A 25,874-nucleotide genomic window follows, 5' to 3' on the forward strand; every position below is an offset into this window, starting at 1 on the left:
GTCCTGCTGCACCCCGAAACCCAGCATTCCCGCGCAGTTCCAGCGCATGAAGCTCTGCGCATAGACCATCGAGGGGAACGGTGCCCAGACGCACCCGTTGATCGCCGCCGCCGTCAGTTCATGCCGCCGCCCCAGCGCATCCTCCACTTGCAGGTGGTTGGACATCGGCAGCCCGGCGTGGCGCTCCACCGCCCCTTGCGCGGAGACAAGACCGCTGACCACGCCGTCCTCCAGCACATAGCCGCTGATGAGCGGGCCGAAGCCCGACCGCGCCGCCGGATCGAGGCCGAGGAAGGCGTGAACCGTCAGCTTTTCCGCGAAAGAGCCGTGAATCCAGGTGGCATTGCCGTTGTCCCGCTCCTTGCGCGGGCCCCAGCTGCGGTCCAGCGTATCGACGCAATCGACCGCATACTCGCGCCCGCGCAGCCGCAGGCGTCCGGTGATCCGGCCGGTGATCTCGTAGTGCCCGGAGAACGCCGCCCCTCCCCAGCCCGCGCCGATGCGGCCCGCCGCCGTCGGGTCTATCGCCGGGTCGTTCATGTCGAAAGGCGCCATAAGTGCCTGAAAATCAAGTTCGAATGCGGTATCGTCGATACCCTCGTAGCGTATCCGGTAATGCGAAAGCGGATCGACCGCCTCCACCGCCAGCCCATTGGGAAAGGCATACCGGAGCAGCGAGGTCGGGCACGGCAGATGCTGCTGGTTGTCGACATAGGCCTGCGCCTCCCACGCCGGGGCGATGCGGTCCTGCACCAGCACATCGACCATCGCCACGCCCAGCTTCGGCCGTGACAGCACGTAGATGCTCCCGGAAATGCAGGCTTCAGGCACCGAAAACGGGAAGAAGTTGGTCTCGCACCAGTCGTAGGATGCATCGGCGCCGAACTGGAATTCGGCGTGTTCCCTGGCAATCATTCGCCATCCCTTCAATCAGTTGCCCGCGACCATGGCCTCCACGGTCGGCAGCGAATCCGCATCGTGGTCGAAGCCCGCATCCTGAAACCAGCTACGCGCCCGCCGCGCCTGCCGGATGGAAAAGGCCAGCACCGCCGCGTCTATGGCGCGCCGCACGGCGGGTTCGCCGTCCTGCGCCATCGCGCGCACCAGCCCCTCCAGCGCCCGGCCGACGCGATGGAAGGCAAGGCGCGGGTCGGCGGGATCGTCCACTTGCGCGCAGGCCTCGGCCAGTTCGCGCCGCGCCATGACTGCCGCAGGCCCGCCCTCGACCGGCGGCAGCGCGGCGACGACGCCCAGCAGGTCTGTCAGGCACAGCGCGTGATAGGCGCCGATCAGCGGCATGTGCCGCTCCAGCATGCGCAGCTGCGCGAGCACCACGCCGCACTGCTCGACGGCCAGCAGATTGCCGGAATCGACTGCCGGAACAACGACATGCTCCAGCGTCTGCACGACACTAGCGAGACGGATGATCGGGTCCGGTGTCATGCCATTTCTCCCGAAAGCAGTTCGCACAGGGTGTCCGACATCCCGGCCGTGCACGATGCGAGGAAAGCCAGCAGCGCGTTCTGGTGGTTGGTCCCATCGCGCGCCGCGATGATCGACGAGCAGTGGTTCATGGCGATCAGCTTGTAGCTCGTCAGGACGCGATACCAGTGGAGCGTCGCCGGATTCACCGTGCGCCCGGTCAGCGCCTCGTAGCGCGAAATCAGGTGCTCGGTGGTGAACATCGAGCCGACATGGAACACGCCGTCGGCATCGCGGTGGCCGAACAGCGGCTCGAAACTATAGGCGAGATCCTCATGGAAATCGCCGATATGCGTGAGTTCCCAGTCCAGCAGCGCAGTGATTTCCTGCCGATCCTCGTCGAACAGGAAGTTGCCGACGCGGTAGTCACCGTGGAGCAGGACCGGCTGCTCGCAGACGGGCAGATGGTCGTAGAGCCAGGTCTCGGCCAGCGTCAGCAGCGGGAGGGAATCGGTTTCCTCCAGCGCCCGCACGCGGGTCCAGTAATTGACCTGCCAGAGCGCCGCGTCGGTGGTTTCGGGCCGAGGAACGGCGAAATCGTCGAGCCCCGCCGCGCGATAATCCACCGCGTGAATGGCGGCGAGATAGCCGATGAACTGCGAGGTCAGCGCAGCCCCGAGGCTTTCCCCGAACCGCGCCTTCAGCCCCGATGGCCCCGCGCCGCTGTCGCTGGGCTTGGTCACGCCGCCGACGAAGCCGGTGACCATCAGCGGCTGGCCCATCGTCTCGCCGTCGCCGTCCTCGGTCAGGACGGGCGGCACAGGCACCACGCCCGCGACCGCGCGCAGGACTTGCGCCTCGCGGCGGCGGCAGGTCTCGATGATGCCCTCGCGCGGGTCCATGCGCAGCACGCAGCGGGCGAAGGCGGGGTCGATCTCGCCCTCGACATCGAAGACGAACTGCTCCTTGGAGGCCCCTCCCCCCATGCGGCGCACGCCCCGTGCCTGCGCGGCGATACCTTCGCGGGCGAACAGGACCGAGAGCCCTTTCGCGATATCGGGCGCGGTTCGGGGAATATAAGGCCCCAACTTGCGACGTTCCTGCTTCGCCAGCAGGATTTCGAGGAGCCGGTGCTCGATCGCATCGCGGTCGATCGCGGCCACCGGTTCTTGCGCTAAGCGCTGTGCCTGGGTCTTCATGACTCCCTCCCTTTTTCTATTTTCCGGTGAACACGGGCTGCCGTTTCTGAGCGAAGGCGGTGATGCCTTCGCGCGCGTCGGCAGTGGCGGCGGCTCGAGCCATGGCCTGTGCTTCGGCCTCCATCTGCGCCTCCGCCGGGACTTCGCCCGAGAGGCGCAGCAGGCGGCGGATTTCGCCGATGGCGCGGGTCGGTCCGGCGGCGATCCGGTGGGCGAGTTCTTGCGCCCGCGCCGCCAGCGCCTCGTCGCCTTCCAGCACTTCGTCGACCAGCCCGGCCTCAGCGGCGGCGGCCGCATCCCAGGTCTCGTTGAGGATCAGGAACCGGCGCGTATGGCTGCGCCCCATGCGGTGCACGAGCGAGAGCGAAGCACCGCCGTCGCAGGCCAGCCCGATCCCGGAATAGGCCGAGACAAACCGCGCCCGGTCGCTCGCCAGCACGAAGTCCGCCCCCGCCGCCAGCGCCACCATGCCGCCCGCGCAGACGCCGTGGACCGCCACCACGATCGGCGCGTCGAGCCGCTGCAGCCGCAGAATTCCGGTATGGAAATCGCCGGTCCACTGCTTCATCAGGCGCGGCAGTTCGTCCAGCCTTGGCAGGAAACCCGCGATGTCGCCACCATAGCCGAAGGCCCTGCCTTCCGCGCGGATCAGCACGGCGCGAACGTTGCAGCGTTCCGACAGGTCGACCGCCACGTCATAAAGGTCGCGGCAGAACGTGCCGTTGATGGGATTGCCGGTCTCGGCCTTGGTGAACGTCAGCGCGGCGATGCCGCCCTGCACGTCGAGGCGCATCGTCTCGTAGCTCATGCCTCGACACTCGCGAGCGGCGCCAGCCTGTCGTCGAAGGCGTTCAGGTCCGGCACGGCGAGCACCGGACGGCGATCAATCTGTGCCACGACGCCGCGCAGATCGTCCAGCAGGGCCGCCCGCGCCGGCTCGCCGATATAAGGCACGTTGTAACCGACGAAGGGCTCCAGCACGCTGGTGCCGACATAGCCGAGCGTGCCCTGGAAGAAATGCCGCATCATGCCCGTGACCAGTTCGCCGTGCACGCCTTGCGCGCCGAACATGTTCTCGCGCCCGCCCAGGCTCATGGCCGCGAAACTGCGCTTTCCGGCCAGTCCGCCGCGTCCGTAGAGGCGCTTTCCGCCATAGCAGACGCCCGACAGCATCACCCGGTCGAACCAGCCCTTCAGGATCGCGGGTGCGCCGAACCAGTAGATCGGGAAGGTGAACACCAGCAGGTCGGCGGCCAGAACCGGCTCGATCTCCTCCAGGATATCGGGCGCCAGCGTGCCGCTTTCGTAGCCGTGGCGCTGCTCCAGCGCATAGACCAAGCGCTCATCGTCGCGGCGGCTGCCGAAGTCGGCGGGCGAGGCGACCGGGTTGAAGCGCTTGGCGTAGAGGTCGGAAATCGTGACTTCGTGACCGTCCGCCTCAAGCTGCGAAGCGATGACGGTCTTCATGGCGGTGACGAAGGAATCGCCCTCAGAATGGGCGTGAACGAGATGGGCTTTCATCGCGGCGTCTCTCCGGCGCTGTAGAGGATGGTTTCGGGCAGGGGCAGGCTCGCCGGGTCGCGGTCGAAGCCGGTGTCGGCCACCCAGGCGCGTTCGAGCAGCGTCTGTCTGCGGGTGTGTTCCAGCACCACCGGCCCGATCGCGCGCAAGGTGGCAGCGTCTTCTCCGACCTGCTGCACGGCGGTCTCGATCGCACCGCGCAAGGCCCTGACCGCCTGCTCCAGAGCGGTGCGGTCAGGCACCACCGGCGGGGCGATCGCGCGGACGTCCTCGATGGCCTGCGCGAGTTCGCCGCGCGCGGGGTGCGCATCGGGCAGGCATGCGGCCACTTCGCTGCCGAAGGCACTGAAGGCATGCGCGTCGTGCACGTGGAATGCGTATTCCTGGGGGATCTGCTTGCGCACCAGCGCCAGCGATCGGACGATCAGCGCCAGTTGCTCACGCGCGAAATCGGCGTCGGGCGGCAGGACCGGCGCGACGATATCCTCCAGCGCCTTCTGCACGGCAGCGAGGCGCAAGGGTGTGTCAGGAACCATTCTCGGCCCTTTCCAGATGCTGCAGAAGCGTATCGACGCAGACATGGCCGAAGCCCGCCAGCCATGTCAGCAGGATGTCCTGATGGCTCTTGCCGCCGATCACACAGCGGATGCCGGTTGCGAGGACGATTATCGCCGATTTCCAGGTGTTCATGACGCTGTAGTACGCGATCTTGCGCGGATCGACCGGGAAGCCGGTGGTGCGTGCGTAGCGGTCGAGGAACTCGGCCTGCTCGATCAGGCTGCAGACGATGAAGCGCCCTTGCGCATCGCGATAGCCGTAACCTTCCTGCAGCGTCCAGGCGAGGTCTTCGTGGTAATCGCCGAGGTGGGCCAGTTCCCAGTCGAGAACCGCCGTCACTTGCGCGGTGTCGGGATCGAACAGGAAGTTGCCTGCGCGAAAGTCATGGTGGACCACCACCACCCGCTCGATCGGCGGCGCATTGGCACGCAGCCACTGCGCGGTATAGCGGATGATGGGCATCGGCTCGTACGAGTCTTCCTCCCAGATCCGCTCCCACCAGTTGATGACCTGATGGACCCCGGCGGTACTGCCTGCTTCCGGCCGATCGAAGGCGTCGAGATCGGCCGACTGCCAGTCGAATTGATGTATCCGCGCCAGCAGGTCGACGAACTGTCCACCCAGCGCATCCTGCAGTTCGGGAGAGAACCCGGTGCCCAGCCCGGTGACGTTGCCGCCCGAGCCCGGCGCCTTGGTCACGCCCTCAACAAACCGGGAGATCATCGCCGGACGGTCGAACCATTGCCCTTCGGCATCCACCCAGGGCGCATCGGGCACCGGCACCGTACCGGCCATCGCCCGCATCATCTGGAATTCGCGCAGGCGGTGCGTCTCGACGACGGATTCGGGCGGTTCGCGCCGAAGGACATGGCGCGCCTCGGTTCCGTCCGGTTGTGCCAGCGTGAAACTGAACTGCTCCTTCGATGCTCCACCGCCCAGCGGCGCGACTTGGGAGACCCGGGCGCCCGGCATGGCGTGCGCGAAGAAGCGCTCCAGCCTTGTTGCGATCTCGCTGACCGGACTAGGCACGTAAGCTGGGCCGGAACGCGCCTGCAGCTTTCGGGTAAGCGCTTCGTCGATCGTGCGTTCCGTCGGATAGCGAAGGCGCAGCGCCTCTATCCACTCGCGCGTGGGATGCTGCTTGCTATCCATCGCCGCGCCCGATCAGTGTCTCGATGGAGGGCAGGTCGGCGGTGTTCACGTCGAAGCCGCAGGCCGCGAACCAAGACCGGTCCCGGGCGGCCTGACGGTTTGCGTGCAGCAGGACTTCACGGTGGAGCGCGCGGCGAAAGTCCGCGTCGCCGTCCCGATCGACAGCGCGAACCAGCCCTTCCAGCGCTTCGGACAAGGCACGATAAGCGACTTCGCCGCGCACCGGAGGCGTTCCGGCGAGGGCCGCCAGTCCTGCCGCTGCGGCAAGGGTTTCAGGCCCTCCCGCCGCATCGATCCTGCCGGAGACCTCGATCAGATCCTGCACGCACAGGCGGGCGTAATCTTCCAGCTTGTCCCACTGCGCCTCCAGCATGCCGATATGCGCGAGCATGAGCCCGGCCTGCTCCTGCGCCAGCGGATTGCCGGGGTCGATCGCGGGCATGATGACCGTCGCCAGCGCCCGGCGCATGCTGGACAGGCGGACTTCGAAACCGGGGTTCATGCCGCCTTCTCCTCAAGCATCAGACGCGTGATCTCGTCGAGCAAAGGGTGCGTGACCATCGACAGCCAGGTCAGCAGGATGTCCTGGTGGTTATGCCGGTTGGCCGCCGCCGTCAGGCCGCTGCTCGCCATCGCCACCACGCTCCACGACAGCAGGATGCGGTAGAAGCGCAGAGTGTCGCGATCGACGATGCGTCCCGTCTCGCGCTCGTAGCCGCCGATGAAATCCTCGACGGTCATGAGGTTGGAGCACAAGTAGCGCCCCTGTTCGTCGCGCGCGCCGAAGATTTCGACCAGCGACCATGCCAGATCCTCGTGATAGTCGCCGACATGGGCGAGTTCCCAGTCAAGGATCGCGGTGATTTCGCCGCTGTCGCCGTCGAACAGATAATTACCGGTACGGAAGTCCCCATGGACGAGAACCAGCTCCCGTGCAGCGGGCAGATTGCTGCGCAGCCAGGATTCGACGACCGCAAAGCCCGGGATCGGCGCATAGGCACCCTCCCGCCAAACCCGCGCCCACAAGTTGACACGCTGGCGCGCGGCCTGGAACGGGTCCGCATCGGGAATGGCGAAGTGCTGCAATGCTGCCACCCGGAAGTCGAAGCGATGGATGGCCGCCATCAGCCGGAGGAACTGCGGTCCGAGCCGCTCGCGCCATTGCGGCGTGAAGCCGGTGCCAAGGCCCGATACGCCTGCGCCCGCCTGCGGCGGCTTGGTGCTGCCACGCTCGAACGAGGTTATCATCCCGGAAGCGCCGAGCCATGTCCCCTCATGATCCAGAAAGCGGGGACGGGGCACCGGAACCACGCCCTGCATGGCTTCCAGGATCTCGAACTCGCGCCGTCGGCTCGTTTCCAGCACGCCGTCAGTCGGGTCCATCCTGACCACGAGCTGTTCGCTGCCCTCAAGGCAAGGCGCGTCCAGCGTGAAAAGGAACTGCTCCTTGGACGCGCCCCCCGCCAGCCTGCGCAGGCCGCTTACCTTCGCAGCCGGATGGAGGTTCTGCGCGAACAGGCGCGTGAGCCGCTCGGTGATGTCGTCGATCGCGACAGGATGATAATCGGATGACGCCAGCTTCGCCGCCCGACCATCCAGCATATGCGCGAGCGTGGGGTCCTGGTCGGCCGGGTCGGCGGCGCGGTTCCGCGCACGATCCGGGCACAGTTGTACGACGCGGGAATCCCCGCCGAACCTTTCGGTCATACATTCTCCCATGTATCTCTATCTGTTATTATCCGGTGCCAGGCACCGGCAGATCACGGTCAAGACTTGAGGAAAGAGAAGTCCCTGATATTCGGCCGGACTTGCCGGACTATCGCAGCTATCGTCCTGCGATCTTCGTCGGACACGATGCCATAGACGATCAATGCGGCATCGTGCGTCATGCGGGCCACGAATTCGGCATCGTCCAAATCTTCCTGGACCCACAGGTCGATCACGCCGGAACTGTGCGTCAGCAATGCCAGTGCGACATCGTCACGCGAAAACGATCCATCGCTCGGATGGTCGGACAAGTAACCGCGCTCGACCAGTCCCGCGAGACTGCGACGCCAGAAGTCCAGCGCGCGGTCGAGGTAGACCGGCCGCGCACCCATGTCGCGCTCGCCCAGCTGGAACTTGTAGAGCGGGCGATAGAGACCCGGCCGCTCCACGAAGAGTTCCGCAGCGAACGTCATGGTGTGTATGGCGTAGAGGACCGGGTCCTTCTCCGAAACATCCGCCTCGCGGCCGCTGATGATCGCATCCAGGCACCGGTTCAGAAGGCTGTAGAGTACCGTCCCTTTCGATCCGAACAGGTTGTAGAACGTCGTCGGGCTGATCCCGACATGCTTGGCCAGCTGGTGCATCGTGAAGTCGGTGCTGGATGTCGAAAGGATCAGCGCCTCGACGCTGTCGAGGATAAGGTCCTTGCGCTGGTCTTTCGGCAGCTTTCTCAACATTTCGGAATCCCGGCAGCACCTTCGGAATGCAGGCAATGTGTGAAGGTTAGCGCCAGAACACGACTTCGCAATCGTAACTCCTGCCACGGCCAATCAAACAGTAATTCGCTTTTCGACAGCGGAGCGAACATTTGCGAACGCTTCCGCTTCCTCAATCACCAAGTTCGGGTCCTTTTCGACCCTGTGCCTCGAAGTGTAATACGTTACAAAAACTCGGTCAATATGTTTATTATTATCTGCTTTCGAAATGCCGGAGATTTCTCGCAGGGGTTCCGCAAAAAATCTCCGGCCCGCAGGCTTCACGCCATGACGTATATGGACTTGGTGTTCTGATAGGCCGCGATCGCCTCAGGCCCGAACTCCCGGCCGAGGCCGCTGGCCTTGATGCCGCCGAACGGCGCGCCGAGCGACGGCATATAGCCGTTCACGCCCACTGTTCCGCTGGCTACCTTGCGAGCGATCTGCGTGGCATGATCGCCATCCGCGCTCCAGACCGAACCGCCGAGGCCGAACGCGCTGTCATTGGCGATGCGAATGGCTTCTTCCTCGCCGTCGTAGGGGATCACCGAAAGCACCGGGCCGAAGATTTCCTCCTGCGCGATGCGGGCTCCATTGTCGACGTCGGCGAAGATGGTCGGCTCCACGAACCAGCCCTGATTGGTCGACTGCGGACGACCGCCACCCGCGACGAGGCGCGCTTCCTGCTTGCCGATGCCGATGTAGCTTTCCACCCGGTCGCGGTGTGCGGCCGATGCCATCGGCCCCACCTGCGTCGCAGGATCGAGCGCATCACCCACCACCAGTCCGTTCGCGAACTCGGCCAGCGCCCCGACCACTTCGTCATAGCGGCGACGCGGCGCCAGCACGCGGGTACCGTTGTAGCATGCCTGGCCGTTGTTGAGCATGCTGGCCATCGGCACGCCCTGCAGGAACGCGCCGACATCGACGTCGTCCAGCAGGATCGCGGCGGACTTGCCGCCCAGTTCCAGCGTGACCGGGCGCAGCAGTTCGCCGCAGGTGCGCGCGATCGCCCGCCCTGCCCCGGTCGAGCCGGTGAAGGCGACCTTGTCGATGCCGGGGTGCGAGACGAGGTAGGCGCCGACATCACGGTCGGCCGCGACCCAGTTGAGCACGCCTGCAGGCACACCCGCTTCCAGCGCTGCTTCGGCGAGCAGGTAGCTGTCGAGGATCGTGCCGGGTGAAGGCTTGATGACGACGGTGCAGCCCGCCGCCATGGCCGGAGCGATCTTGTTGAGCGCCAGCGTCACCGGGAAGTTCCAGGGCACGATCGCGGCGACCACGCCGATGGCGGAACGCTCCACCAGCGTCTCCTTGCCCATCTGCGAGGGCCGCACGTCGGGCGCGCCGAGCCCTTCGGCAAGCTGCGCGTAATACTGCACGACGCCTGCGCCGAACTGCCCTTCCAGCAGCGTGCTGAGACCGATCGGCATGCCGTTCTGCGCACTGACGGTGCGGGCGATCTCATCTCCCCGCGCCGCGACGGCGGCAACGAAGCGCTGCATGACCGCCGCCCGTTCGGCGGGGCTGGCGTCCGCCCAACCCGAAGTCTCGAAAGCCTTGCGTGCTGCAGCCACCGCCGCATCAACGTCGGCCTCGACCGCTTCGGGCGCGCTGCCGTATTCCTCTCCGGTTGAGGCGTTCACCAGCGTGAAGCGGCGGTCACTGGCGGGGGAAACCCACTGGTTGCCGATGAAGAAGGCGTCCTTGGATATCGTCATCGTGGTCATCCTCTTGTGGTATGGGGGTGTCAGGCGCGCGCACCGGCGGCCGAGCTGGCATCGGTGAACTTGTCGTAGTGGATGGCCTCCAGCGCGACGCCCTGCCCCGTCAGTTCGGCGACGGCGGCATCGATCATCGGCGGCGGGCCGCACATATAGGCCTGCAGATCCTGCGATCCGCCAAGTTCGGCGATGGCGTCGGCGATCTCCCGCGTGACCAGACCGTGACGAACGCCGTCGACCTGCTCTTCGGACAGGGCCGGCCGAAACAGGAACTTGCCCTCCCAGCGCGCCGCGATCGCGGCAATGTCTTCAAGGCAGTAGAGATCGCGCTCTCCGCGCCCGCCGAACAACAGCACGACGTCGCGCGCCACGTTGCGGGCAGCCGCATCTTCCAGCAGGCTCATCAGCGGCGACAGACCGCTGCCGCCGCCGACCAGCAGGATGGGCCCCTCACCCGGCCGCAGCCAGAACCCGCCGTGCGCGCCCTCGATGGCGAATTCGGTGTCCGCCAGTTCGCCTGCAAACAGCGCCTCGGTGAAAGCGCCGCCCGGCACGCGGCGGACGAATGCGGACACCGTCCGGCTACCTTCCGGCGCAGGGGCATGGCAGAACGAATAGGACCTGTGCCCCGGCCCCGAAGGCCACCGCACGTTCATGTACTGCCCGGCCTTGAAGCGCAGCGGCGCATCGACCTGCCAGGTCACCTTGCGGATGTCGTGCGTCAGATCCTGCACCGAAACAATTCGGCCGCCGACCGTCACCGGCGCCTCCTCCGCATCCGGCAGATCGACCTCGATGCGCAGATCCGATTCGGGGATCGCCTGGCAAGCCAGGATATAGCCGGCTTGCAGTTCCTCGCGGCTCAGCGTGTAGCCGAAGGGCGTTATCGCATCGACCTTCCCCGACAGCAGCCGCGACCGGCAACTGCCGCAAGTGCCGACCGTGCAGTCGTGCGGATAGGCCAGCCCGTTTTCGAGCGCCTGTTCCAGCACCGTCTTGTTCCGACCGACCGAGAAGGTCGCCCCCGAAGGGACAAGCTCCACCTGCGGCTCGGGCTTCTTGCCGAATAGCTTCTTGAACATGGTCCTATCCCAAATCGGCCGATTCTCGGTGGTCCGGCTTACGATCCAACTATCAGCGGATGCTGCAAAGCACAAACTCGTAAATCTGTTGACATTCGATTCGAGCTACATAATTTACGTATCAAGGTCACGCAAAAAACGTAAAAGTGATCTGGGAATGGGAGAACAGCATGAAAGCGATTCGCTGCGTGAGCATCTGCGCGCTCGCCGTCGGACTCACCTCGCCTGCCTTCGCACAGGAAAGCCAGGATACTGCCAGCCAGGGCGGCCTGCACGAGATCATCGTCACCGCCACCAAACGCTCCGAGAACCTGCAGGATGTGCCGGTCGCGGTTTCGGCGATCTCGTCTGAAACGCTGCAGTCCAAGGGTGTGTTCGAGACCTCCGACCTCAATGCCTCGATGCCGAACCTGCAGGTGTCCTCGCCCTATGGTTCGCAGCAGCCGAACTTCTCCCTGCGCGGCGTCGGCGTCGGCACCGAATTCAACGCGAACGCCGCCTCGCCCGTCGGCGTCTATGTCGACGAGGTCTATCAGGCGTTCCGGTCCAGCCATGGCCAGCAACTCTACGATCTCGAGCAGATCGAGGTCGTGCGCGGCCCGCAGGGCACGCTTTACGGCCGCAACACCACCGGCGGCGCGATCAATTTCATAACCCGCAAGCCCAAGCTCTCCGGCACCAACGGCTATGCCACCATCGGCTACGGCAACTACAACCGGATCAACGGCGAGGCCGCGATCGAAGTCACGCCGGTGGAGGACAAGGTCGGCATCCGCATCGCCGGAACTTACGTCGATTCCGACCCCTACTTGCGCAACCGCCTGGCGCCCGGCCTGAACACTTCGGCAGCGGGCGGCGCATCGGGGCTGAACCAGGTGAATGACCGCTCGCCGGGCGGCACCAAGAGCTACGGCATCCGCGGCACGCTGCGGGTGAAGCCGACCGATACGCTCGATATCACGCTCAAGGGTTACTACGCCAAGGCCGTCGGCGGCACCGAGCCGCCGCTGCCGACCGGGCAGTCGAAGACCAGCGACGTCATCGATTATACCTCGCCCAATTTCCTGCTCGGCGGCCTGTTCGGATCGCTCGCCCCGGCGGGCCTGCTGCCGGCTTCGTACAGCCAGTCGGGCGAAGGACTCGGCCTCAAGGAAATCCAGGCCGACACCATCGGCAAGGCGCTGACCCGCTCGGAAGGCGTCGTCCTCACCGTCAAGGCGGAACTGGGCGATTCTCTCGATCTGGTTTCGGTCAGCGGTTACGATTCCGGGCGTTACCTGCAGTCGATCACCGACTGCGACGGCACGCCGCTGCGCATGTGCGCGATCGGCTATCAGTCCAACTTCAACGCCTTCAACCAGGATCTGCGCTTCGTGCTCGACCGGCAGGCGTTCAAGCTGATCCTGGGCGGCGGATATGGCCGCGACTCGATCACGGCGGACAACCGGCCGGACTTCTTCAACTTCCTGAGCGACGTGCGCGCGGCGGTCGGCCTGCCAGACACGTATTTCAACCCAGGCGGCGCCTTCAACGGCACGGCGCTTTCGGCTGGCTCCCTGCCCACCGGCATCCGCGCGACGAACCATTCCAAGCAGAAGCGCACCAGTTGGGCCCTCTACGGCGAGGGCAGCTACGAGATCACGCCGACCCTGAAGCTGACGGCGGGCCTGCGTTACACGATCGACAAGACACGCTTCATGGACGGCATCACGACCTATTACGACGATGCCGGCAATGCGCGGATGATCACCGTGTCGGACTTCAACGATCCGGCGCTGGGCAACACCTACTTCATCGAGCCGGTGCGCGACGAAGCCGGCAACATCGTCATCCCGTCCTACCGCGACCTCGGCGTGCCGATGCCCGGCGGGCTTGAGCGCAGCGGCAAATCCAAGAAGTTCACCGGCCGGGCGATCCTCGACTGGAAGCCGATCGACGACGTGATGCTTTATGCCAGCTTCAGCCGCGGCTACCGGGCGGGTACCTTCAACGGCCTCGCCTACGGCAGCGCCAATCAGGTCTACTTCGTGCGGCCCGAGCAGGTGAATGCCTACGAGATCGGCTTCAAGTCGCGCTTCCTCAACAACCGGGTGCAGGTCAACGGCGCGTTCTTCTACTACGATTACAAGGGGCAGCAGGGTCAGGTGGTGGATAATACCGCCACCGCCAACCTCATTGCGCTCGACGGCACCCTCAAGGGCTTCGAGGCGGACATCCAGTTCGCCGCCACCGACCGCCTGACGCTGACCGCGTCCGTCGGCATCCTCGACAGCAAGTACAAGGGCTACGATCAGGCCGCCTGCGCCGCCAAGGATTTGTCCGGGCAATTTCCCGCGCAGGACGGCTCGTGCGTCCAGACCTCGGGCGGCAATGTCAGCGTCGGGGGCAATCCCTTCCCTTATGCCGCCAAGTCCTCGCTCAACTTCGGGTTCGACTGGGACGCGGTGGAGCTGGGCGGCGGCACCATCAAGCTGCACGGCGATGCCTCTTACACCGGCCGGTATTACTTCGACTCGTTCAAGGACTATAGCCGCGGCCCGCTCCCGAGCGTCGCCAGCGGCAAGTTCGGCGAGGGCAACGGCGACTACTGGCTACTGAACGGGCGCATCTCCTACGATACGCCGCGCTACACGATCTCGGTCTGGGGCAAGAACCTGACCAACAAGGTCTATTACCCTTACGGCATCTCGCTCGAAAACCTGTTCGGCAACGGCTACCGCGTGCGCGGCCTGCCACGCACGTACGGCATCGAGGCGACGATGCGCTTCTGACGGTGACCGGGGCGGGGCCGATGGTCCTGCCCCTTTTTCATGACCTTACGACAACAAGAAAACTGGGAGAGTGCCGTGGAGACCCCCTACAAGTACGTCCGGATATGCGCATGGGGAGGCCCGATCCTCCTGATCGTCACCATCATCTTCTGGGGCATTCTGGGGCGCAACATTCCGCCCTACTCCGCCGGGCTTTCCGCCGCCGAGTTCAAGGCGCAGTTCGCCCCGGTGGCGGACCAGATCCGCGTCGGCATGACCGTGACGATCGCCTGCTCCGTCCTCTACTTCGTGTGGGGACTGGCGATCACCAAGGTCATGGAGAAAGTCGAGCGGCACAACAACGTGCTCTCCACCCTGCAGTTGTGGGGCGCCGGGTTCACGACCCTGATCTTCGTCATTCCCTGCGGCATCTGGCTGACCGCCACCTTCCGCGCCGACACGCTGGAGCCCGGCACGCTGCAGATCCTGTTCGATCTGGGCTGGATGATCTTCGACCTCGCCTATTCACTCACCACCCTGCAGATGGTGGCGCTGGGCGTGTGCTTCCTTTCGGACCGGCGCCAGGTGCCGCTGTTCCCGGCCTGGGTCAGCTGGTTCAGCATCTGGGTGGGCGTGATGTTCGTGATCGAGGCGCTCAATCCGTTCTTCAAAACCGGCCCGTTCTCGCGCAGCGGCACCGTCAATTACTGGCTCGAGTTCTCAATCTTCTTCCTCTTCATGGCGATCATATCGGTCTATCTGTTCAAGGCGATCGACCGTCTGGTCCGAGAAGAAGCGCCCTGACCGTGCATGGCCAGCCAGGCGCGGGCAACCTGCGCGAACGCGACCGGACGCTGCCCGGCGATCCGGGCGTGTTCTTCTTCATCACGGCAGACATGGCGATGTTCGCGGTGTTCTTCCTGCTGTTCATGGTTGGGCAGTTCCAGGACCCGGAAGGCTATCGCGCCTCACGCGCGGCGCTCGACCCGGTGCTGGGGCTGACGAACACGCTGATCCTCGTCTTCAGCGGCTGGTGGATGGTCCGCGCCGTCGAGGCCGGGCGCGAGGGCGACTGGCGGCACGCCCGCACGCGGGTGCTGGCGGCGATGCTGTTCGGCTCCGCTTTCGCCCTGACCAAGGGCTACGAATACTACGCCAAGGTCTCTGCCGGCATCACGCTGACCTCCAGCGAGTTCTTCGGCTATTACTTCGCCTTCACCGGCATCCACTTCCTGCACTTCGTGCTCGGGATCGGCGTGCTCGCGGTCACCGCAGGCAAGCTCACCAAGCCCGAGGGCACGAAAACGCTGGTCTGGCTGGAGAGCGCCGCCGCCTACTGGCACATGGTCGACCTGCTGTGGATGGTGCTGTTTCCCATGCTCTACCTTGCGGGAGGCACGTCATGAGCGCCCGCTTCGGCAGTACCGCCACCCTGCTCGCTCTCGCCGCGCTGTCTGTGGGCAGCTTCCTGCTCGTCGAAACGGAAGCTGCTTCCCTTGTTGTTGGCCTGGCCGCCGTCGCGATCGCGCTGGTCAAGGCGTCGTTGATCCTGAACCGCTTCATGCATCTGGAATGGCGCCACCGGCCTTTCGCGCTGCTGCTGGCCGCCTGGCTCGGGATCGTCGGCGCCATCCTCGGCGGAGGACTATGCGCTTTGCCCTGGAAGGCTCCGACTCACATTCCTGTCGCCGTGAATGACAGGGCACTTCCCTTCGAGATGATAAAGTGATTAACTGGTTTGGAGGCGGTTCTTGGAATCGCTCGGCCGTATCGCCATCCGCGCCGTCCTCCGGCGCAGTACAGTGGTAGCGGACGCAGACAATGGCGCCGGCAACAAGCCGGCGCTGATATGAGAATGACGGAGAGTTTGTCCTCGATGACTGATCAAACCATGCGCATAGAGCGCGACGGTGCCCTCGCCCGTCTCGTCTTTTCCCAGGCAGAGCGTGGAAACCCCATCAACGCCGAATTCTGCGGGGCATTCCTCGATGCCGCAAACACGATCTCGGAAGACCCGTCGATCCGGGCCGTGCTGATCGTCGCCGAGGGCAAGAACTTCAGCTTCGGCGGCGATATCGCCACGTTCACCGGTGAGCTCGACCGCCTGCCGATGATGATAAAGCGATGGACCGCCGCGCTGCACGTCGGCATCGCCCGCTTCGCACGCATGGACGCGCCGGTCGTCGTCGCCGTGCAGGGCATGTCGGCGGGGGGCATGAACGGGCTTGTCGCGGGGGCGGATTACGTCGTCGGCTCGGCCACTTCGCGCTATCTCGCCGCTTATGCGGGGATCGCCTTCTGCGCGGATGCCGGAACCTCGATCATGCTGTCGCGCCGTATGGGCATCGCCCGCGCCAAGCGCTTCCTGCTGATGAACGAGCTGCTCGATGCCGATGCAGCATTCAGCGCCGGGCTGGTGGACGAAGTCGCGGCGCCTGAGGATTACCTCGCCCGCGCCGAAGCCGTCGCGCGCCAATTGGCCGAGGGTCCGACCCGCGCCTTCGGGGAAATCCGCCGCCTGTTCCTGAGCGTGGAGGACCAGCCTCTCGAAACACAGCTCGAACTGGAGGCGCTGGCCCTCGCCCGCTGCGCCGGGACCGCCGACGCCCGCGAAGGCATCACCGCCTTCGCCGAAAAACGCAAACCCGTCTTCAAGGGGGAGTGACGCCATGTGGCTATATCCCGAAGTCCGCACGATGGGCGAATTCATCGAGTATCACGCCCGCCACACGCCCGATCGCCGCGCGCTGGTCTATGGGCAGCGCAACATCTCGTTCGCCGAATACGACCGGGCCGCGAACCGTATCGCCAATGCCCTCGTCGCCCGCAGGATCGGTCCGGGCGACCGGATCGGTTTCCTCGGCCTCAATTCGCCCGACTTCTATTTCTCGCTGATCGCGAGCGCCAAGACGCGCGGCGCTTTCACCGTGTTCAACTGGCGCCTTGCCGCAGGCGAACTGGCGCAGTTGATTGCGGACAGCCGCGCTAGCGTGGTGCTGGTCGAGCGCTCGATGGAAACCCTGTGGAACGAGGCCATAGCCATCGCCGGGCATGCTCCGGCGGCGATATGGTTCGACGAGGCCGACAGCATCGAAGCCCAGTGCGCCCACTACCCCGACACCCGCCCCGACCTGTTCATCAGCGAGGAGGACATCGCCGTCCAGCTCTACACCTCCGGAACGACGGGAGTACCCAAAGGCGTGATGCTCAGCCACGGCGGCTTCAACCGCATGCGCCTGTGCGAGCATCTCGAACCCGCCTATGAGTGGGTGGACGGCGACATCTTCATCAATCCTCTGCCGAATTTCCACCTGCTTTCGATCGGCATCGCTTTCCAGTGCCTTTACAACGGCGTCGCCATTTCGGTGGTGCGGCAGTTCGATCCCGGGCTCGTCTGCGAAGCCATCCAGCGCGACCGTCCCACGTTGGTGACGCTGACACCGACGATGCTGCAGATGCTGCTCGATCATCCGCGCGCCGCCGACACCGATTTCACCTCGATCCGGCTGACGCTCTATGCCGGATCGCCGATCTCGCTCGGCCTCATCAAGCGCGCGATCGTGCGGATGCCGGGCAAGTTCATGCAGTTCTACGGCGCCACAGAGGCGGGCGGTGCCTTCTCCATCCTGCGCCCGGACGAGCATGACCTCGACAACGAGGCCAAGCTGCAGAGCTGCGGACGGCCGCTGCCGCTGATCGAGTTCCGCATCGTCGATGCGCAGGGCAACGAGCTGGGCATCGACGAGCCCGGCGAGCTGCTGATCCGTACACCGTCGATCACCACCGGCTACTGGAACCAGCCCGAGGCGACCGCCAAGGTGCTCAGGCACGGCTGGTATCACACTGGCGACGTCGCGCGCCGGGATGCGGAAGGCCTCTACTACATCGTAGATCGCCTCAAGGACATGATCGTGTCGGGCGGCGAGAACATCTACTGCGCCGAAGTGGAGAACGTGCTCTCCACCCATCCGGAAATCGCGACCGTCGCGGTGATCGGCGTGCCCGATGCGCGCTGGGGGGAAGCGGTCATGGCATGCATCATCCGTCATCCCGGCGGCACCGTCACCGAACCCGAAGTCATCGCCCATGCCCGCACGGCCCTTGCCGGGTATAAGGTGCCCAAGCGCGTCGTCTTCATGGAAAGCTTCCCGCTGATCCCCAGCGGCAAGATCTCGAAGAAGGATCTGCGCGCGCCCTATTGGGAAGCGCACGGAAGGAGCGTGGCATGACCGGCATGCACCCGCACCTCTTTGCGCCGGTCCTGATCGGGACGCTAGACCTGCCCAACCGTGTCATCATGGCCCCGCTGACCCGCGCCCGCTCGGGCCCGGACCAGGTGCCCACCGCGCTGATGGCGCAGTACTACGCCCAGCGCGCCGACTGCGGGCTGATCGTGTCGGAGGCCACCGCCGTCGATCCGCTCGGCATGGGCTGGTATGGCGCGCCGGGCCTCTACAACCCGGAGATGGTCGCGGGATGGCGTGTGGTCACCGACGCCGTCCATGCCGCCGGTGGGCGGATGTTCGCCCAGTTGTGGCATATGGGCCGTCTCGTCCTGCCTGACTATCTCGGCGGAGACTTGCCGATCGGTCCTTCGGCAATCGCCGGAGAAGGCGAAACGATGGCTCCGCCGCCGCCCGACTACACCGGCGGCTTCCTGCCGATGAAGCCCTACGTCGTCCCGCGCGAAATGGACCAGGCCGATATCGACCGCGTCGTCGCGAGTTACGGAGCGGCGGCGCGCAATGCGGTTGCCGCAGGGTTCGACGGCGTCGAGATTCACGGCGCCAACGGCTACATCATCGACCAGTTCCTCCAGTCGAAGACCAACTTGCGCAGCGACGGCTATGGCGGCGAAGTCTCCAACCGGGCGCGCCTGCTGCGGGAGATCATCGAGGTCGTGGCGGCACAGGTCAATCCGGGCCGCATCGGCCTGCGGATCAGCCCCACCAGCGAACGCAAGGGCATGGGTGATGAAGACCCCGGCGCCCTCGCCGAAACGATCGGGCAGATCGCCGGTGAGTTCGGCATCGCCTATGTCCATCTGATCGAGCCGATCGCGGCGGGATTCATGGAAAAGCCCCGGCATCCGGTCATGGACCGGCTGCGCGCGTCCTATGCCGGAGCGGTGATCCAGAACGGCAGCTTCGACGCGGCGACCGCTGATGCGTTCATCGCCGCAGGGCAGGCCGATGCGGTATCGTTCGGACGCCCCTACATCGCCAATCCCGATCTGGTGGAGCGCATGCGCGAAGACCGGCCATTGGCCGCAGCGAACTTCGACTACGCCTATGTCGGCGGAGGATGCGGCTATACCGACTATCCCCGGTATGCCGGGTAATGATCGCGACCCTGCCGGAATTATCCGGCGGGTCGGATCAGCCGTGTAACCGCCTCGATCAGCGCCTTGCGTGTCGAGGCGCGGTCATACCCGAAGGCCGTGTTGAGCACCGCGCGGCCTTTCATCCACATCGCGAAGGCCGACGCCTGCTGCCGCCGCAGCGAGACGAGGCCGGCCCAGATTCCGCGCCCGGCCTGATAGCTGGCGGTGCCGTCCAGTATCCGCAAGTGCTCGACGAGGGGAAGCAGTTCCGGCTCCCGCCCTGACAGCAGCGCGACTTCGCCAATCGTTCTCGCGAAGGATACGTAGAACCCATTGTCACCGCTGCCGTCGGCCGGCGAGATCGCGTTCGCCATGCCTTCGGCCCAGTCCTCCAGCGTAAGCGGCTTGTCCTTCGCGCTGTACGGATTCAGCGGATCGGCCACCTTGTGGATCATGGCGCGCCACATCGCCTGATTGCGAAAGTTCGACATGCCTCCAAAATGATAGGCGATGATCGAGGGAGACACGCCAAGGTTGCCGGCGATCCGCCGCTGGTTCACCTTTTCGATCCCGTGTTCGAACAGGTCACGCGCCGCCTCTGTCAGCAGCCGTTCGCGCAGGTCGTCCGGATTGGGCGGCGCGCGCATAGCGAAACTTTCGAGCCTGGGCTCCAGCAAAGCGCTTATGCTGTGCTCTTCATCCCACGATAGATCGAACATTGCCGCCAGGAGTGCACGCAAGGTCTCGCGCTGCAGGATGGGATATTCGGCGAAGGAATCGAGACCTTGCGCCCAGACTTCCTCCATGCACAGGTAAGTGACCAGCGCTTCGGCAAAGCTACGGTCCCGCCCCTGCCCCTCCAGAATATCGCCCCACGCCCGGACTCGCATGTCGTGCCAGGCTTCGACGTGACGCAGGTTGCCGGCCACCGCTTGCGGATGGAACAGCACTTCCGACCAGAAGCGGGCATTGTCGCTCCCATGCCGTAGCCGGATATAGTTCGCGGTCCACTCGACAAAGTTCAGGTAGCCGAGCGGTCTGCCGGCGATATTTGCGATCAGGCTTTCGTGAAACGCGCTATCTTCGAGAAGTGCCTGCTGCAGCGCCGCGCGAAGGAGGCCTGACTTGTCGCCGAAATGATGGACGATCGCGGCGGTCGTGACTCCGGCGTTCGCGGCTATGGCGCGCATCGGCATGTTGCGGATGCCTTGCCGCGCGATCCCCTCGACAGCTTTCCCGACAAGCAGAGATTTCAACGGATAGCCGTCCTGTCCGGACGGTGCCGCTTCCTGGAGAGCCTGTACCGACATGACGGCACCTTACAGGCCCACAGGTTGAGCGCAATGACCTTGCGTGACACCGAACATAACGAATGAACAGCCATTACCCATCACATGATATATATATATTATTATATATCAATATTTTAATTCGACGTCGAAGTTAGTTTTGGCGCGATGACAAAACAGGATGGCAAATACCTCTTGTTCGCTTTGATTAATCAGGTTACCAATTTTCAAACAGCCGAATGAGTCGGCGAACGAATGGAGAGGAAGGACGCGGGCGCCGGGGCACAACCGCCGATCGAGCGCGCTGATGCGAACTTTCCAAGCATCTTCAGGCATGGCCGTCCCGCAGATTGCGACCGGCAAGACATCCTCACGACTGCAGGAGACAGCGTCCGATGAACGTCATCACCTCGATCCCGAAATTTGCCGACAGGCACGCCTACAAGCACGATCTTGCCCCGGACGGCCGCGAGGCTCTCGCGCACATGCTTATCATTCCCGAGCACGGAATAGCCGGCTTCATCTATCCCAGCCTGCGCGGCGGCGGCACGGCGAAAGTGCGCACCACGCTTTTCGGCCCAGGCCTTGGCGAAGAAATCCACGAGGAGATCGAAGGCGAGGCCCCCGACCTCGATTTCGACGACTGGCGCTTCGGACCGCTGGAAATGGCCATCGTCGAACCTCACCACAAAGTCGAACTGCGCTGGAAGGGAGAGCGCATCCAGTTCGACGGCACGTACGAGGCAGCCTATCCCGTCTACGCCTTCAGCTCGCACCCGGACGGCCTGCCGCCTTACTACGGTGACGACCGCACCGAGCAGCACGGCAGGGTCACCGGCCAGTTGACCGTCGACGGTAAGACCTTCGAGGTCAACGGCTGGCTCGTGCGCGATCATTCATGGGGGCCGCGCGTCTGGGGGCTCAACCAGCATTACAAGTGGTTCCACGCAGTCACTGCCGAAGCGTCGATCCATTACTTCGAAATGCAGTCGTTCGGCCGGCGCCACCTGCAAGGCTATCTCGTCAAGGACGGCAGGATGACCCACCTCGTCGATGCCGAGTACGACTACACGTTCGACGAGAACATGATGCAGCAGACTTTCGATTCCACCGTATTCGACGACGAGGGCCGCACGGCGCGCGTGGAATGCAAGGCATTCGCCAACATCCGGCTCGACTTCGATCCGATAACCTATCTTTGCGAGGCACCCGTCACCGTGACCATCGATGGAGTCCCCGGCGCCGGGTGGTGCGAGTTCTGTTGGAACAAGGACTACTACAACTTCGCCCGGCAACATGTGGCAAAGTACGGCCAGTAGACAGCCGAGCCGACCATGACTGCCCTGACGATGAGGTTATCCCGATGGCTACGGTCCATTCGACCAGTACATCCGCCTTCGCATCCACGCCGGATCGGTCCGATCTGGAGCCCGGCATCCGGGCCGTGCTCGATCGGCGGGCACTGCGCAAGGCGGCCAGCGACGTCTATCGCGTCGCGTCGATCGCAGAAGTTGAGGAACGCCTGTCCCGGTTCCTGGCAAGCGTCGCTCCGGGCCTGATCGCCAGCGGCGTGCGCCGGCTCGGCGGCGGCGCGTCCAAGGAACAGTTCTACTTTGAAATCGGCGGCGGCGCTGCTCCAGCGCAGGCCTACGTGCTACGCATGGAGCCGATCCAGTCGATCTCGGAATCGGATCGGGGCCGCGAGGCCGACCTGCTCAACGCGGTGCGGGGCATAATTCCCGCGCCAGAACCGGCATGGCTCGACGCGGAAGGGACATTCTTCGGCCAGCCCGCAGCCATCATGCATTTCGTCGCCGGTGTGACCAAACCGAGCGACAACGGCAATACGGTGACCGGTCTGGGCACTTATCTGGGGCCGGATCTTCGCGGCAGAATCGCACCGCAATTCATCCGCAATCTCGCCGCCATCCACGCGCTGGACCTTGCCGATCCGAATCTTGCCAGCTTCCAGCGACCGGACGCCGATCCCTGGCAGGCGGCGCGCTGGCAGGTGAACTGGTGGGCTCGCCTGCACCACGAAGACGTGATCCAGGCCCATCCGGTGCTCACACTCGCGGAAGAGTGGATGTATGCCAACCTGCCCGCCGCGACCGATCTGGTGATGGTCCACGGCGACTATCGCACCGGAAACTACCTGTTCGACGAGGACAGCGGCGAGATCACCGCCATGCTCGATTGGGAACTGGCCCATATCGGCGACCCGCACGAGGATCTCGCGTGGACGCTCCAGCGGATATTCGGTTCGTCCGAGAACGGCGTGCACCTTGCCAGCGCGATGCTGACGCGCGAGGACTTCATTGCCGCATATATCGCGCAGACAGGACGATCGGTGAATCCGCGTTCGCTGCATTTCTACGAGATACTCTCCGCCTACAAATGCGTGGTGATGACGCTGGCGACCGGCATGAAGACCGCGCGCGACCGCCACAATCATCAGGACGTCCTGCTCACCTGGCTGGCACCCGCGGGATACATCTTCGTGTCCGAACTCTGCCGCCTTCTGGATGAGGCAACCGCACCATGAATCCATCGATCGAAGATCGCCTCGGCAGCATGATCCGGGCCATGGAAGAAGTCGTTCTCCCCGAACTGCGGGGACGCAAGGGGCTCGCGGAGGAGCAGGCATCGCTGGTACTGGGGCATCTCCACCAGTTGCGCGCGCAGGCAGGCCTGAACACGCGCTACGAAGACGCCGAGTTCCGCGCACTCGCAACGTTGGCCGCAGAACTGGTCGCAGCAGCGAACGGCGGCCCGGTGACGACATCCGCAGCGCATGAATTGCGGTCGGCGGCCATGCCCGCAACCGACGATGACGCCCTGCAGGCAGCGACCGTACGGACGAGCGCCGCCATAGCCGCGCTGATCGCCGCTGCGCACGTCGATGGAGATACCCGGTTCCGCACTGCCGTCTACCGGCAGGTGCTAGGCCACGGGGCCGCGACCGCCCTGCGCGACCGGAGCTGGTTCGCGATTACCGGGTTCGAAGGCCCGGACACGGAACTGCCGTCGATGACGGCTGCGCTCACGTAGTTTCGGCTTTTCGGGCCGCGAACACCGGGCTCACAAGTTACGACGGAGGGGACTGTCAAGGATGAATTCCCGCCCCGTTCGCTCTCGATCTCGAAGGCGCTTTCAGGGTGAGCCAGCTCATCCGTCTGAAACCGCGCACTTACGGGATAGAGGCGAAGATGCAATTCCAGGCACGGAGAGATCGCATGCACCCTGTATTCGTCACCCTCGAACTCCATTTCGCACCGGGCACGATGGAGACGTTCCTGACGCAACTGCCCGGCATTCTCGAAGAGACGCGCAGGACCGACGGCTTCGTCGCCATCAGTGCCCATCGCCATCATGAGGACGCCGACAGACTCATCCTTTCCGAGCAATGGCACAGTGCGCTGGCCTATCAGACCTACCTGCAGTCCCGCATCGTCTCAGGGCTGTTCACGGACTTGTCCAAGCTGCTCGTTGCGGAACCGCGCATCGACATCTGGCAGCCCGCTCATCTCACCGTAACGGCACCAGTCGACTGACAAAGAAGGCGCGGGAGGCAAACTCTCCCGCGCCCTTTTCATGTCAGCCTGCGTCTGCCAGACAGCGGCGCGCCTCGGCGTATTCGTCCACCAGCGTACCGATCCATTCCCCCGCAGGCCCCGCGACCTTGACCGCGCCGATGCCCTGCCCGGCGCTCCAGATTTCCTTCCACGCCTTGGCGTTGTCGCCGCCGCCGTCGATGTTGATCGCCTTGCCCGCCGCGCGCACGAGGTTGTCCGGATCCAGCCCGTTCTCGACGATCGAGGGGCGCAGGAACGTCGCCTTCACGCCGGTGAACGAGTCGCTGACGAGGATGTCGTCGGCCGCGCAGTCGACGATCATCTGCTTGAAACCGGCCTGCGTGTTGGCCTCTTCCGACGCAAGGAAAGCCGAGCCGACATAAGCGAGGTCGGCCCCCATCGCCTCGGCCGCCAGCACCGAGCGGCCGTTGGCGATGCAGCCCGAGAGGATCAGCAGCCCGTCCCACCACTCGCGGATTTCCTGCACCAGCGCGAAAGGCGAGATATTGCCGGTGTGCCCACCTGCACCGGCACCGACAGCTATGATCCCGTCCACGCCCATCTGTGCTGCCTTCTGCGCGTGGCGGTTGCGCACGACGTCCTGGAACACCAGCGCGCCGTTGTCCTGAAGCCGCCGCACGAGGTCGGGGTTGGCCGCCAGCGCCAGCACCACGATCGGCACCTTGTGGCGCAGCACCACCTCCAGATCCGGCTCCAGCCGCGAATTCGAGGCATGGGCGACGAGGTTGATCGCATAAGGCGCGTCGCCCACTTCGGCCTTGATCCGGCCGATGTCGGCATCGAGCGCCTCGGTCGTGCGCGGGTTCAATGCGGGCATCGAGCCGATGATCCCGGCCTTGCACTGCGCGATCACGAGGTCCGCGGTGGAGGCGATGAACATCGGCCCCGCCATCACCGGAATGCGCAGTCTGCCCTTGAGGGCGGCGATCTCTTCCCTGTTCATCGTTCTATCGCTTCCATGTTATCGCGCCGTCATCCAGCACCTTGCGATCCCCCACCAACGCGCGGAACCGCGCCGAGGCATCGCCGTCCTTCCATATCTCGAATGTGACTTCGTCCCCGGGCATGACAACGCCCGAGAACTTGCAGGCCAGCGCCCCCACCGCCCCCGGATCGCGCCCCAACGCGCGCGAGACCGCCACGCCGGCGACGGCATAGCTCGCCAGCCCATGCAGGATCGGGCGCGGGAAACCGGCCTTCGCCGCGAAGCCCGGATCGAGATGCAGCGGGTTCCAGTCCCCCGACAGGCGATAGATCAGCGCCGCGCGCGGCGAGATTCCGTAGTGCCCGACCGCATCGGGAGCGCCGACCGGCTCGAACTTCGCCTCGCGCGGGGCTTCGGGGCCGCCGAAACCGCCGTCGCCACGCAGCAGCAGGGTCTGGCGCAGGCGGCAATGGACGGCGTCGGTATCGGCATTGCTGATCTCGCGCTCCAGCACCAGCACCGCGCCGCGCCCCTCACCCCGGTCGGTCAGCGAGACCACGCTCGCCGTCCCTGTCACCGTGGCGCGGGGGGGCAGCGGCTCGAAGAACTCGGCTGCCTGCGCGGAATGCACCAGCTTGCCGAAATCGACCCCGAGCGCCGGCTCGCGAATCCACATGCCGGGCGAACACAGCGTCACACCATAAGTCGGCAGAACCCGCAGCGATCGTTCATCGAGAAACGCGAGGTCGCCCGCGTCGCACGGATCGTGCCCCAGCCCGACGCCCAGCGCATAAAGGATCGCGTCACGCTCGGCATAGGACTGCGTGCGCACGCCGAAGCCGTAGTCCCGGATCGCGTCGGGCCGGATCAT

At 64.9% G+C, this 25,874-nt stretch carries 27 protein-coding genes; 11 read left to right on the top strand and 16 right to left on the bottom strand.

Features of this window, described 5'->3' with window-relative positions:
• The 12 genes from ACYPYD_RS09430 to ACYPYD_RS09485 form a co-directional block, all read right to left on the bottom strand.
• On the bottom strand, positions 1 to 915 hold a 915-nt coding region (locus tag ACYPYD_RS09430), incomplete at its 3' end, for a DUF7064 domain-containing protein (RefSeq protein WP_459662905.1).
• Positions 916 to 930: 15 nt separating this feature from the next.
• The gene (locus ACYPYD_RS09435) at positions 931 to 1,443 is read right to left on the bottom strand and encodes a hypothetical protein (RefSeq protein WP_069709349.1); all 513 of its coding nucleotides are present in this window, start codon (positions 1,441 to 1,443) and stop codon (positions 931 to 933) included.
• Positions 1,440 to 2,621 (bottom strand): phosphotransferase family protein, encoded by a 1,182-nt coding sequence (locus ACYPYD_RS09440; RefSeq protein ID WP_459662906.1) that lies wholly within the window; start codon positions 2,619 to 2,621, stop codon positions 1,440 to 1,442. The genes ACYPYD_RS09435 and ACYPYD_RS09440 overlap by 4 nt, the downstream gene beginning before the upstream one ends.
• Before the next feature lie 16 nt (positions 2,622 to 2,637).
• Complete coding sequence (locus ACYPYD_RS09445; protein WP_036525237.1) at positions 2,638 to 3,429, bottom strand: enoyl-CoA hydratase/isomerase family protein; 792 nt, start codon at positions 3,427 to 3,429, stop codon at positions 2,638 to 2,640.
• Positions 3,426 to 4,142: an NAD(P)H-dependent oxidoreductase gene (locus ACYPYD_RS09450; protein WP_036525239.1), complete on the bottom strand. Its 717-nt coding sequence runs from the start codon at positions 4,140 to 4,142 to the stop codon at positions 3,426 to 3,428. The genes ACYPYD_RS09445 and ACYPYD_RS09450 overlap by 4 nt, the downstream gene beginning before the upstream one ends.
• Entirely contained in the window at positions 4,139 to 4,678 is a 540-nt protein-coding gene (locus ACYPYD_RS09455; protein WP_155986217.1) for a hypothetical protein, read from the bottom strand. The genes ACYPYD_RS09450 and ACYPYD_RS09455 overlap by 4 nt, the downstream gene beginning before the upstream one ends.
• Positions 4,668 to 5,852, bottom strand: a complete 1,185-nt coding sequence (locus ACYPYD_RS09460) for a phosphotransferase family protein (protein WP_459662907.1) — start codon at positions 5,850 to 5,852, stop codon at positions 4,668 to 4,670. Before ACYPYD_RS09460 ends, ACYPYD_RS09455 begins: the two co-directional genes overlap by 11 nt.
• Positions 5,845 to 6,354, bottom strand: coding sequence for a hypothetical protein (locus tag ACYPYD_RS09465; protein WP_036525243.1), 510 nt, complete (start codon positions 6,352 to 6,354; stop codon positions 5,845 to 5,847). The genes ACYPYD_RS09460 and ACYPYD_RS09465 overlap by 8 nt, the downstream gene beginning before the upstream one ends.
• Entirely contained in the window at positions 6,351 to 7,559 is a 1,209-nt protein-coding gene (locus ACYPYD_RS09470) for a phosphotransferase family protein (RefSeq protein WP_051586794.1), read from the bottom strand. The genes ACYPYD_RS09465 and ACYPYD_RS09470 overlap by 4 nt, the downstream gene beginning before the upstream one ends.
• A 59-nt stretch (positions 7,560 to 7,618) precedes the next feature.
• On the bottom strand, positions 7,619 to 8,296 hold the full coding sequence (locus ACYPYD_RS09475) for a TetR/AcrR family transcriptional regulator (protein WP_036525245.1): 678 nt from the start codon (positions 8,294 to 8,296) through the stop codon (positions 7,619 to 7,621).
• A gap of 299 nt (positions 8,297 to 8,595) precedes the next feature.
• Entirely contained in the window at positions 8,596 to 10,035 is a 1,440-nt protein-coding gene (locus ACYPYD_RS09480; protein ID WP_036525246.1) for an aldehyde dehydrogenase, read from the bottom strand.
• A gap of 29 nt (positions 10,036 to 10,064) precedes the next feature.
• Complete coding sequence (locus ACYPYD_RS09485) at positions 10,065 to 11,120, bottom strand: 2Fe-2S iron-sulfur cluster-binding protein (protein WP_036525248.1); 1,056 nt, start codon at positions 11,118 to 11,120, stop codon at positions 10,065 to 10,067.
• A 170-nt stretch (positions 11,121 to 11,290) separates the two neighbouring features.
• On the opposite strand from ACYPYD_RS09485, the gene ACYPYD_RS09490 reads away from it, so the two are divergent.
• The 7 genes from ACYPYD_RS09490 to ACYPYD_RS09520 all read left to right on the top strand — a co-directional run bounded on the left by ACYPYD_RS09490 (position 11,291) and on the right by ACYPYD_RS09520 (position 19,211).
• On the top strand, positions 11,291 to 13,891 hold the full coding sequence (locus ACYPYD_RS09490) for a TonB-dependent receptor (RefSeq protein ID WP_211151525.1): 2,601 nt from the start codon (positions 11,291 to 11,293) through the stop codon (positions 13,889 to 13,891).
• A gap of 75 nt (positions 13,892 to 13,966) precedes the next feature.
• Positions 13,967 to 14,674 carry a hypothetical protein gene (locus tag ACYPYD_RS09495; RefSeq protein ID WP_036525251.1) on the top strand — a complete coding sequence of 236 codons (708 nt, stop codon included), beginning with the start codon at positions 13,967 to 13,969 and terminating at the stop codon, positions 14,672 to 14,674.
• Between the two features lie 2 nt (positions 14,675 to 14,676).
• Positions 14,677 to 15,276, top strand: coding sequence for a cytochrome c oxidase subunit 3 (locus tag ACYPYD_RS09500; protein WP_051586795.1), 600 nt, complete (start codon positions 14,677 to 14,679; stop codon positions 15,274 to 15,276).
• Positions 15,273 to 15,599, top strand: a complete 327-nt coding sequence (locus ACYPYD_RS09505; RefSeq protein WP_036525253.1) for a cytochrome C oxidase subunit IV family protein — start codon at positions 15,273 to 15,275, stop codon at positions 15,597 to 15,599. Before ACYPYD_RS09500 ends, ACYPYD_RS09505 begins: the two co-directional genes overlap by 4 nt.
• A 147-nt stretch (positions 15,600 to 15,746) precedes the next feature.
• Positions 15,747 to 16,535: an enoyl-CoA hydratase/isomerase family protein gene (locus tag ACYPYD_RS09510; protein ID WP_036525255.1), complete on the top strand. Its 789-nt coding sequence runs from the start codon at positions 15,747 to 15,749 to the stop codon at positions 16,533 to 16,535.
• A gap of 4 nt (positions 16,536 to 16,539) precedes the next feature.
• The gene (locus ACYPYD_RS09515; protein WP_036525257.1) at positions 16,540 to 18,099 is read left to right on the top strand and encodes a class I adenylate-forming enzyme family protein; all 1,560 of its coding nucleotides are present in this window, start codon (positions 16,540 to 16,542) and stop codon (positions 18,097 to 18,099) included.
• On the top strand, positions 18,096 to 19,211 hold the full coding sequence (locus ACYPYD_RS09520) for an alkene reductase (RefSeq protein WP_051586797.1): 1,116 nt from the start codon (positions 18,096 to 18,098) through the stop codon (positions 19,209 to 19,211). The genes ACYPYD_RS09515 and ACYPYD_RS09520 overlap by 4 nt, the downstream gene beginning before the upstream one ends.
• Positions 19,212 to 19,231: 20 nt before the next feature.
• On the opposite strand, the gene ACYPYD_RS09525 is transcribed toward ACYPYD_RS09520, so the two are convergent.
• Positions 19,232 to 20,503: a TetR/AcrR family transcriptional regulator gene (locus ACYPYD_RS09525; RefSeq protein ID WP_069709347.1), complete on the bottom strand. Its 1,272-nt coding sequence runs from the start codon at positions 20,501 to 20,503 to the stop codon at positions 19,232 to 19,234.
• Positions 20,504 to 20,611: 108 nt separating this feature from the next.
• Positions 20,612 to 20,818, bottom strand: a complete 207-nt coding sequence (locus ACYPYD_RS09530; protein WP_156799935.1) for a hypothetical protein — start codon at positions 20,816 to 20,818, stop codon at positions 20,612 to 20,614.
• Between the two features lie 59 nt (positions 20,819 to 20,877).
• Between ACYPYD_RS09530 and ACYPYD_RS09535 the strand changes: the two genes are divergently transcribed.
• The 4 genes from ACYPYD_RS09535 to ACYPYD_RS09550 all read left to right on the top strand — a co-directional run bounded on the left by ACYPYD_RS09535 (position 20,878) and on the right by ACYPYD_RS09550 (position 24,036).
• Entirely contained in the window at positions 20,878 to 21,801 is a 924-nt protein-coding gene (locus tag ACYPYD_RS09535; RefSeq protein WP_036525259.1) for a DUF7064 domain-containing protein, read from the top strand.
• 44 nt (positions 21,802 to 21,845) lie between these two features.
• A complete protein-coding gene (locus ACYPYD_RS09540) occupies positions 21,846 to 23,027 on the top strand; it encodes a phosphotransferase family protein (RefSeq protein WP_051586799.1) in 1,182 nt (393 codons plus the stop codon).
• Positions 23,024 to 23,533 (top strand): hypothetical protein, encoded by a 510-nt coding sequence (locus tag ACYPYD_RS09545; RefSeq protein ID WP_459662908.1) that lies wholly within the window; start codon positions 23,024 to 23,026, stop codon positions 23,531 to 23,533. Before ACYPYD_RS09540 ends, ACYPYD_RS09545 begins: the two co-directional genes overlap by 4 nt.
• 185 nt (positions 23,534 to 23,718) lie before the next feature.
• Entirely contained in the window at positions 23,719 to 24,036 is a 318-nt protein-coding gene (locus tag ACYPYD_RS09550; protein ID WP_036525263.1) for a putative quinol monooxygenase, read from the top strand.
• A gap of 43 nt (positions 24,037 to 24,079) precedes the next feature.
• On the opposite strand, the gene ACYPYD_RS09555 is transcribed toward ACYPYD_RS09550, so the two are convergent.
• Both ACYPYD_RS09555 and ACYPYD_RS09560 read right to left on the bottom strand, forming a co-directional pair.
• Positions 24,080 to 25,021 (bottom strand): NAD(P)H-dependent flavin oxidoreductase, encoded by a 942-nt coding sequence (locus ACYPYD_RS09555; protein ID WP_459662909.1) that lies wholly within the window; start codon positions 25,019 to 25,021, stop codon positions 24,080 to 24,082.
• A 4-nt stretch (positions 25,022 to 25,025) separates the two neighbouring features.
• Positions 25,026 to 25,874, bottom strand: a complete 849-nt coding sequence (locus ACYPYD_RS09560; RefSeq protein ID WP_036525266.1) for a MaoC/PaaZ C-terminal domain-containing protein — start codon at positions 25,872 to 25,874, stop codon at positions 25,026 to 25,028.

This window comes from Novosphingobium sp. 11B (genome assembly GCF_054589055.1).

Excerpts from the sequence above, each read along its gene's own strand:
- ACYPYD_RS09550 (WP_036525263.1), top strand. The coding sequence starts at position 23,719 with ATGCACCCTGTATTCGTCACCCTCGAACTCCATTTCGCACCGGGCACG.
- ACYPYD_RS09510 (WP_036525255.1), top strand. The coding sequence starts at position 15,747 with ATGACTGATCAAACCATGCGCATAGAGCGCGACGGTGCCCTCGCCCGT.
- ACYPYD_RS09470 (WP_051586794.1), bottom strand. The coding sequence starts at position 7,559 with ATGACCGAAAGGTTCGGCGGGGATTCCCGCGTCGTACAACTGTGCCCG.
- ACYPYD_RS09555 (WP_459662909.1), bottom strand. The coding sequence starts at position 25,021 with ATGAACAGGGAAGAGATCGCCGCCCTCAAGGGCAGACTGCGCATTCCG.
- ACYPYD_RS09445 (WP_036525237.1), bottom strand. The coding sequence starts at position 3,429 with ATGAGCTACGAGACGATGCGCCTCGACGTGCAGGGCGGCATCGCCGCG.
- ACYPYD_RS09450 (WP_036525239.1), bottom strand. The coding sequence starts at position 4,142 with ATGAAAGCCCATCTCGTTCACGCCCATTCTGAGGGCGATTCCTTCGTC.
- ACYPYD_RS09460 (WP_459662907.1), bottom strand. The coding sequence starts at position 5,852 with ATGGATAGCAAGCAGCATCCCACGCGCGAGTGGATAGAGGCGCTGCGC.
- ACYPYD_RS09520 (WP_051586797.1), top strand. The coding sequence starts at position 18,096 with ATGACCGGCATGCACCCGCACCTCTTTGCGCCGGTCCTGATCGGGACG.
- ACYPYD_RS09490 (WP_211151525.1), top strand. The coding sequence starts at position 11,291 with ATGAAAGCGATTCGCTGCGTGAGCATCTGCGCGCTCGCCGTCGGACTC.
- ACYPYD_RS09515 (WP_036525257.1), top strand. The coding sequence starts at position 16,540 with ATGTGGCTATATCCCGAAGTCCGCACGATGGGCGAATTCATCGAGTAT.
- ACYPYD_RS09465 (WP_036525243.1), bottom strand. The coding sequence starts at position 6,354 with ATGAACCCCGGTTTCGAAGTCCGCCTGTCCAGCATGCGCCGGGCGCTG.
- ACYPYD_RS09525 (WP_069709347.1), bottom strand. The coding sequence starts at position 20,503 with ATGTCGGTACAGGCTCTCCAGGAAGCGGCACCGTCCGGACAGGACGGC.
- ACYPYD_RS09560 (WP_036525266.1), bottom strand. The coding sequence starts at position 25,874 with ATGATCCGGCCCGACGCGATCCGGGACTACGGCTTCGGCGTGCGCACG.
- ACYPYD_RS09535 (WP_036525259.1), top strand. The coding sequence starts at position 20,878 with ATGAACGTCATCACCTCGATCCCGAAATTTGCCGACAGGCACGCCTAC.
- ACYPYD_RS09505 (WP_036525253.1), top strand. The coding sequence starts at position 15,273 with ATGAGCGCCCGCTTCGGCAGTACCGCCACCCTGCTCGCTCTCGCCGCG.
- ACYPYD_RS09435 (WP_069709349.1), bottom strand. The coding sequence starts at position 1,443 with ATGACACCGGACCCGATCATCCGTCTCGCTAGTGTCGTGCAGACGCTG.
- ACYPYD_RS09475 (WP_036525245.1), bottom strand. The coding sequence starts at position 8,296 with ATGTTGAGAAAGCTGCCGAAAGACCAGCGCAAGGACCTTATCCTCGAC.
- ACYPYD_RS09440 (WP_459662906.1), bottom strand. The coding sequence starts at position 2,621 with ATGAAGACCCAGGCACAGCGCTTAGCGCAAGAACCGGTGGCCGCGATC.
- ACYPYD_RS09540 (WP_051586799.1), top strand. The coding sequence starts at position 21,846 with ATGGCTACGGTCCATTCGACCAGTACATCCGCCTTCGCATCCACGCCG.
- ACYPYD_RS09485 (WP_036525248.1), bottom strand. The coding sequence starts at position 11,120 with ATGTTCAAGAAGCTATTCGGCAAGAAGCCCGAGCCGCAGGTGGAGCTT.
- ACYPYD_RS09530 (WP_156799935.1), bottom strand. The coding sequence starts at position 20,818 with ATGCCTGAAGATGCTTGGAAAGTTCGCATCAGCGCGCTCGATCGGCGG.
- ACYPYD_RS09480 (WP_036525246.1), bottom strand. The coding sequence starts at position 10,035 with ATGACGATATCCAAGGACGCCTTCTTCATCGGCAACCAGTGGGTTTCC.
- ACYPYD_RS09455 (WP_155986217.1), bottom strand. The coding sequence starts at position 4,678 with ATGGTTCCTGACACACCCTTGCGCCTCGCTGCCGTGCAGAAGGCGCTG.
- ACYPYD_RS09545 (WP_459662908.1), top strand. The coding sequence starts at position 23,024 with ATGAATCCATCGATCGAAGATCGCCTCGGCAGCATGATCCGGGCCATG.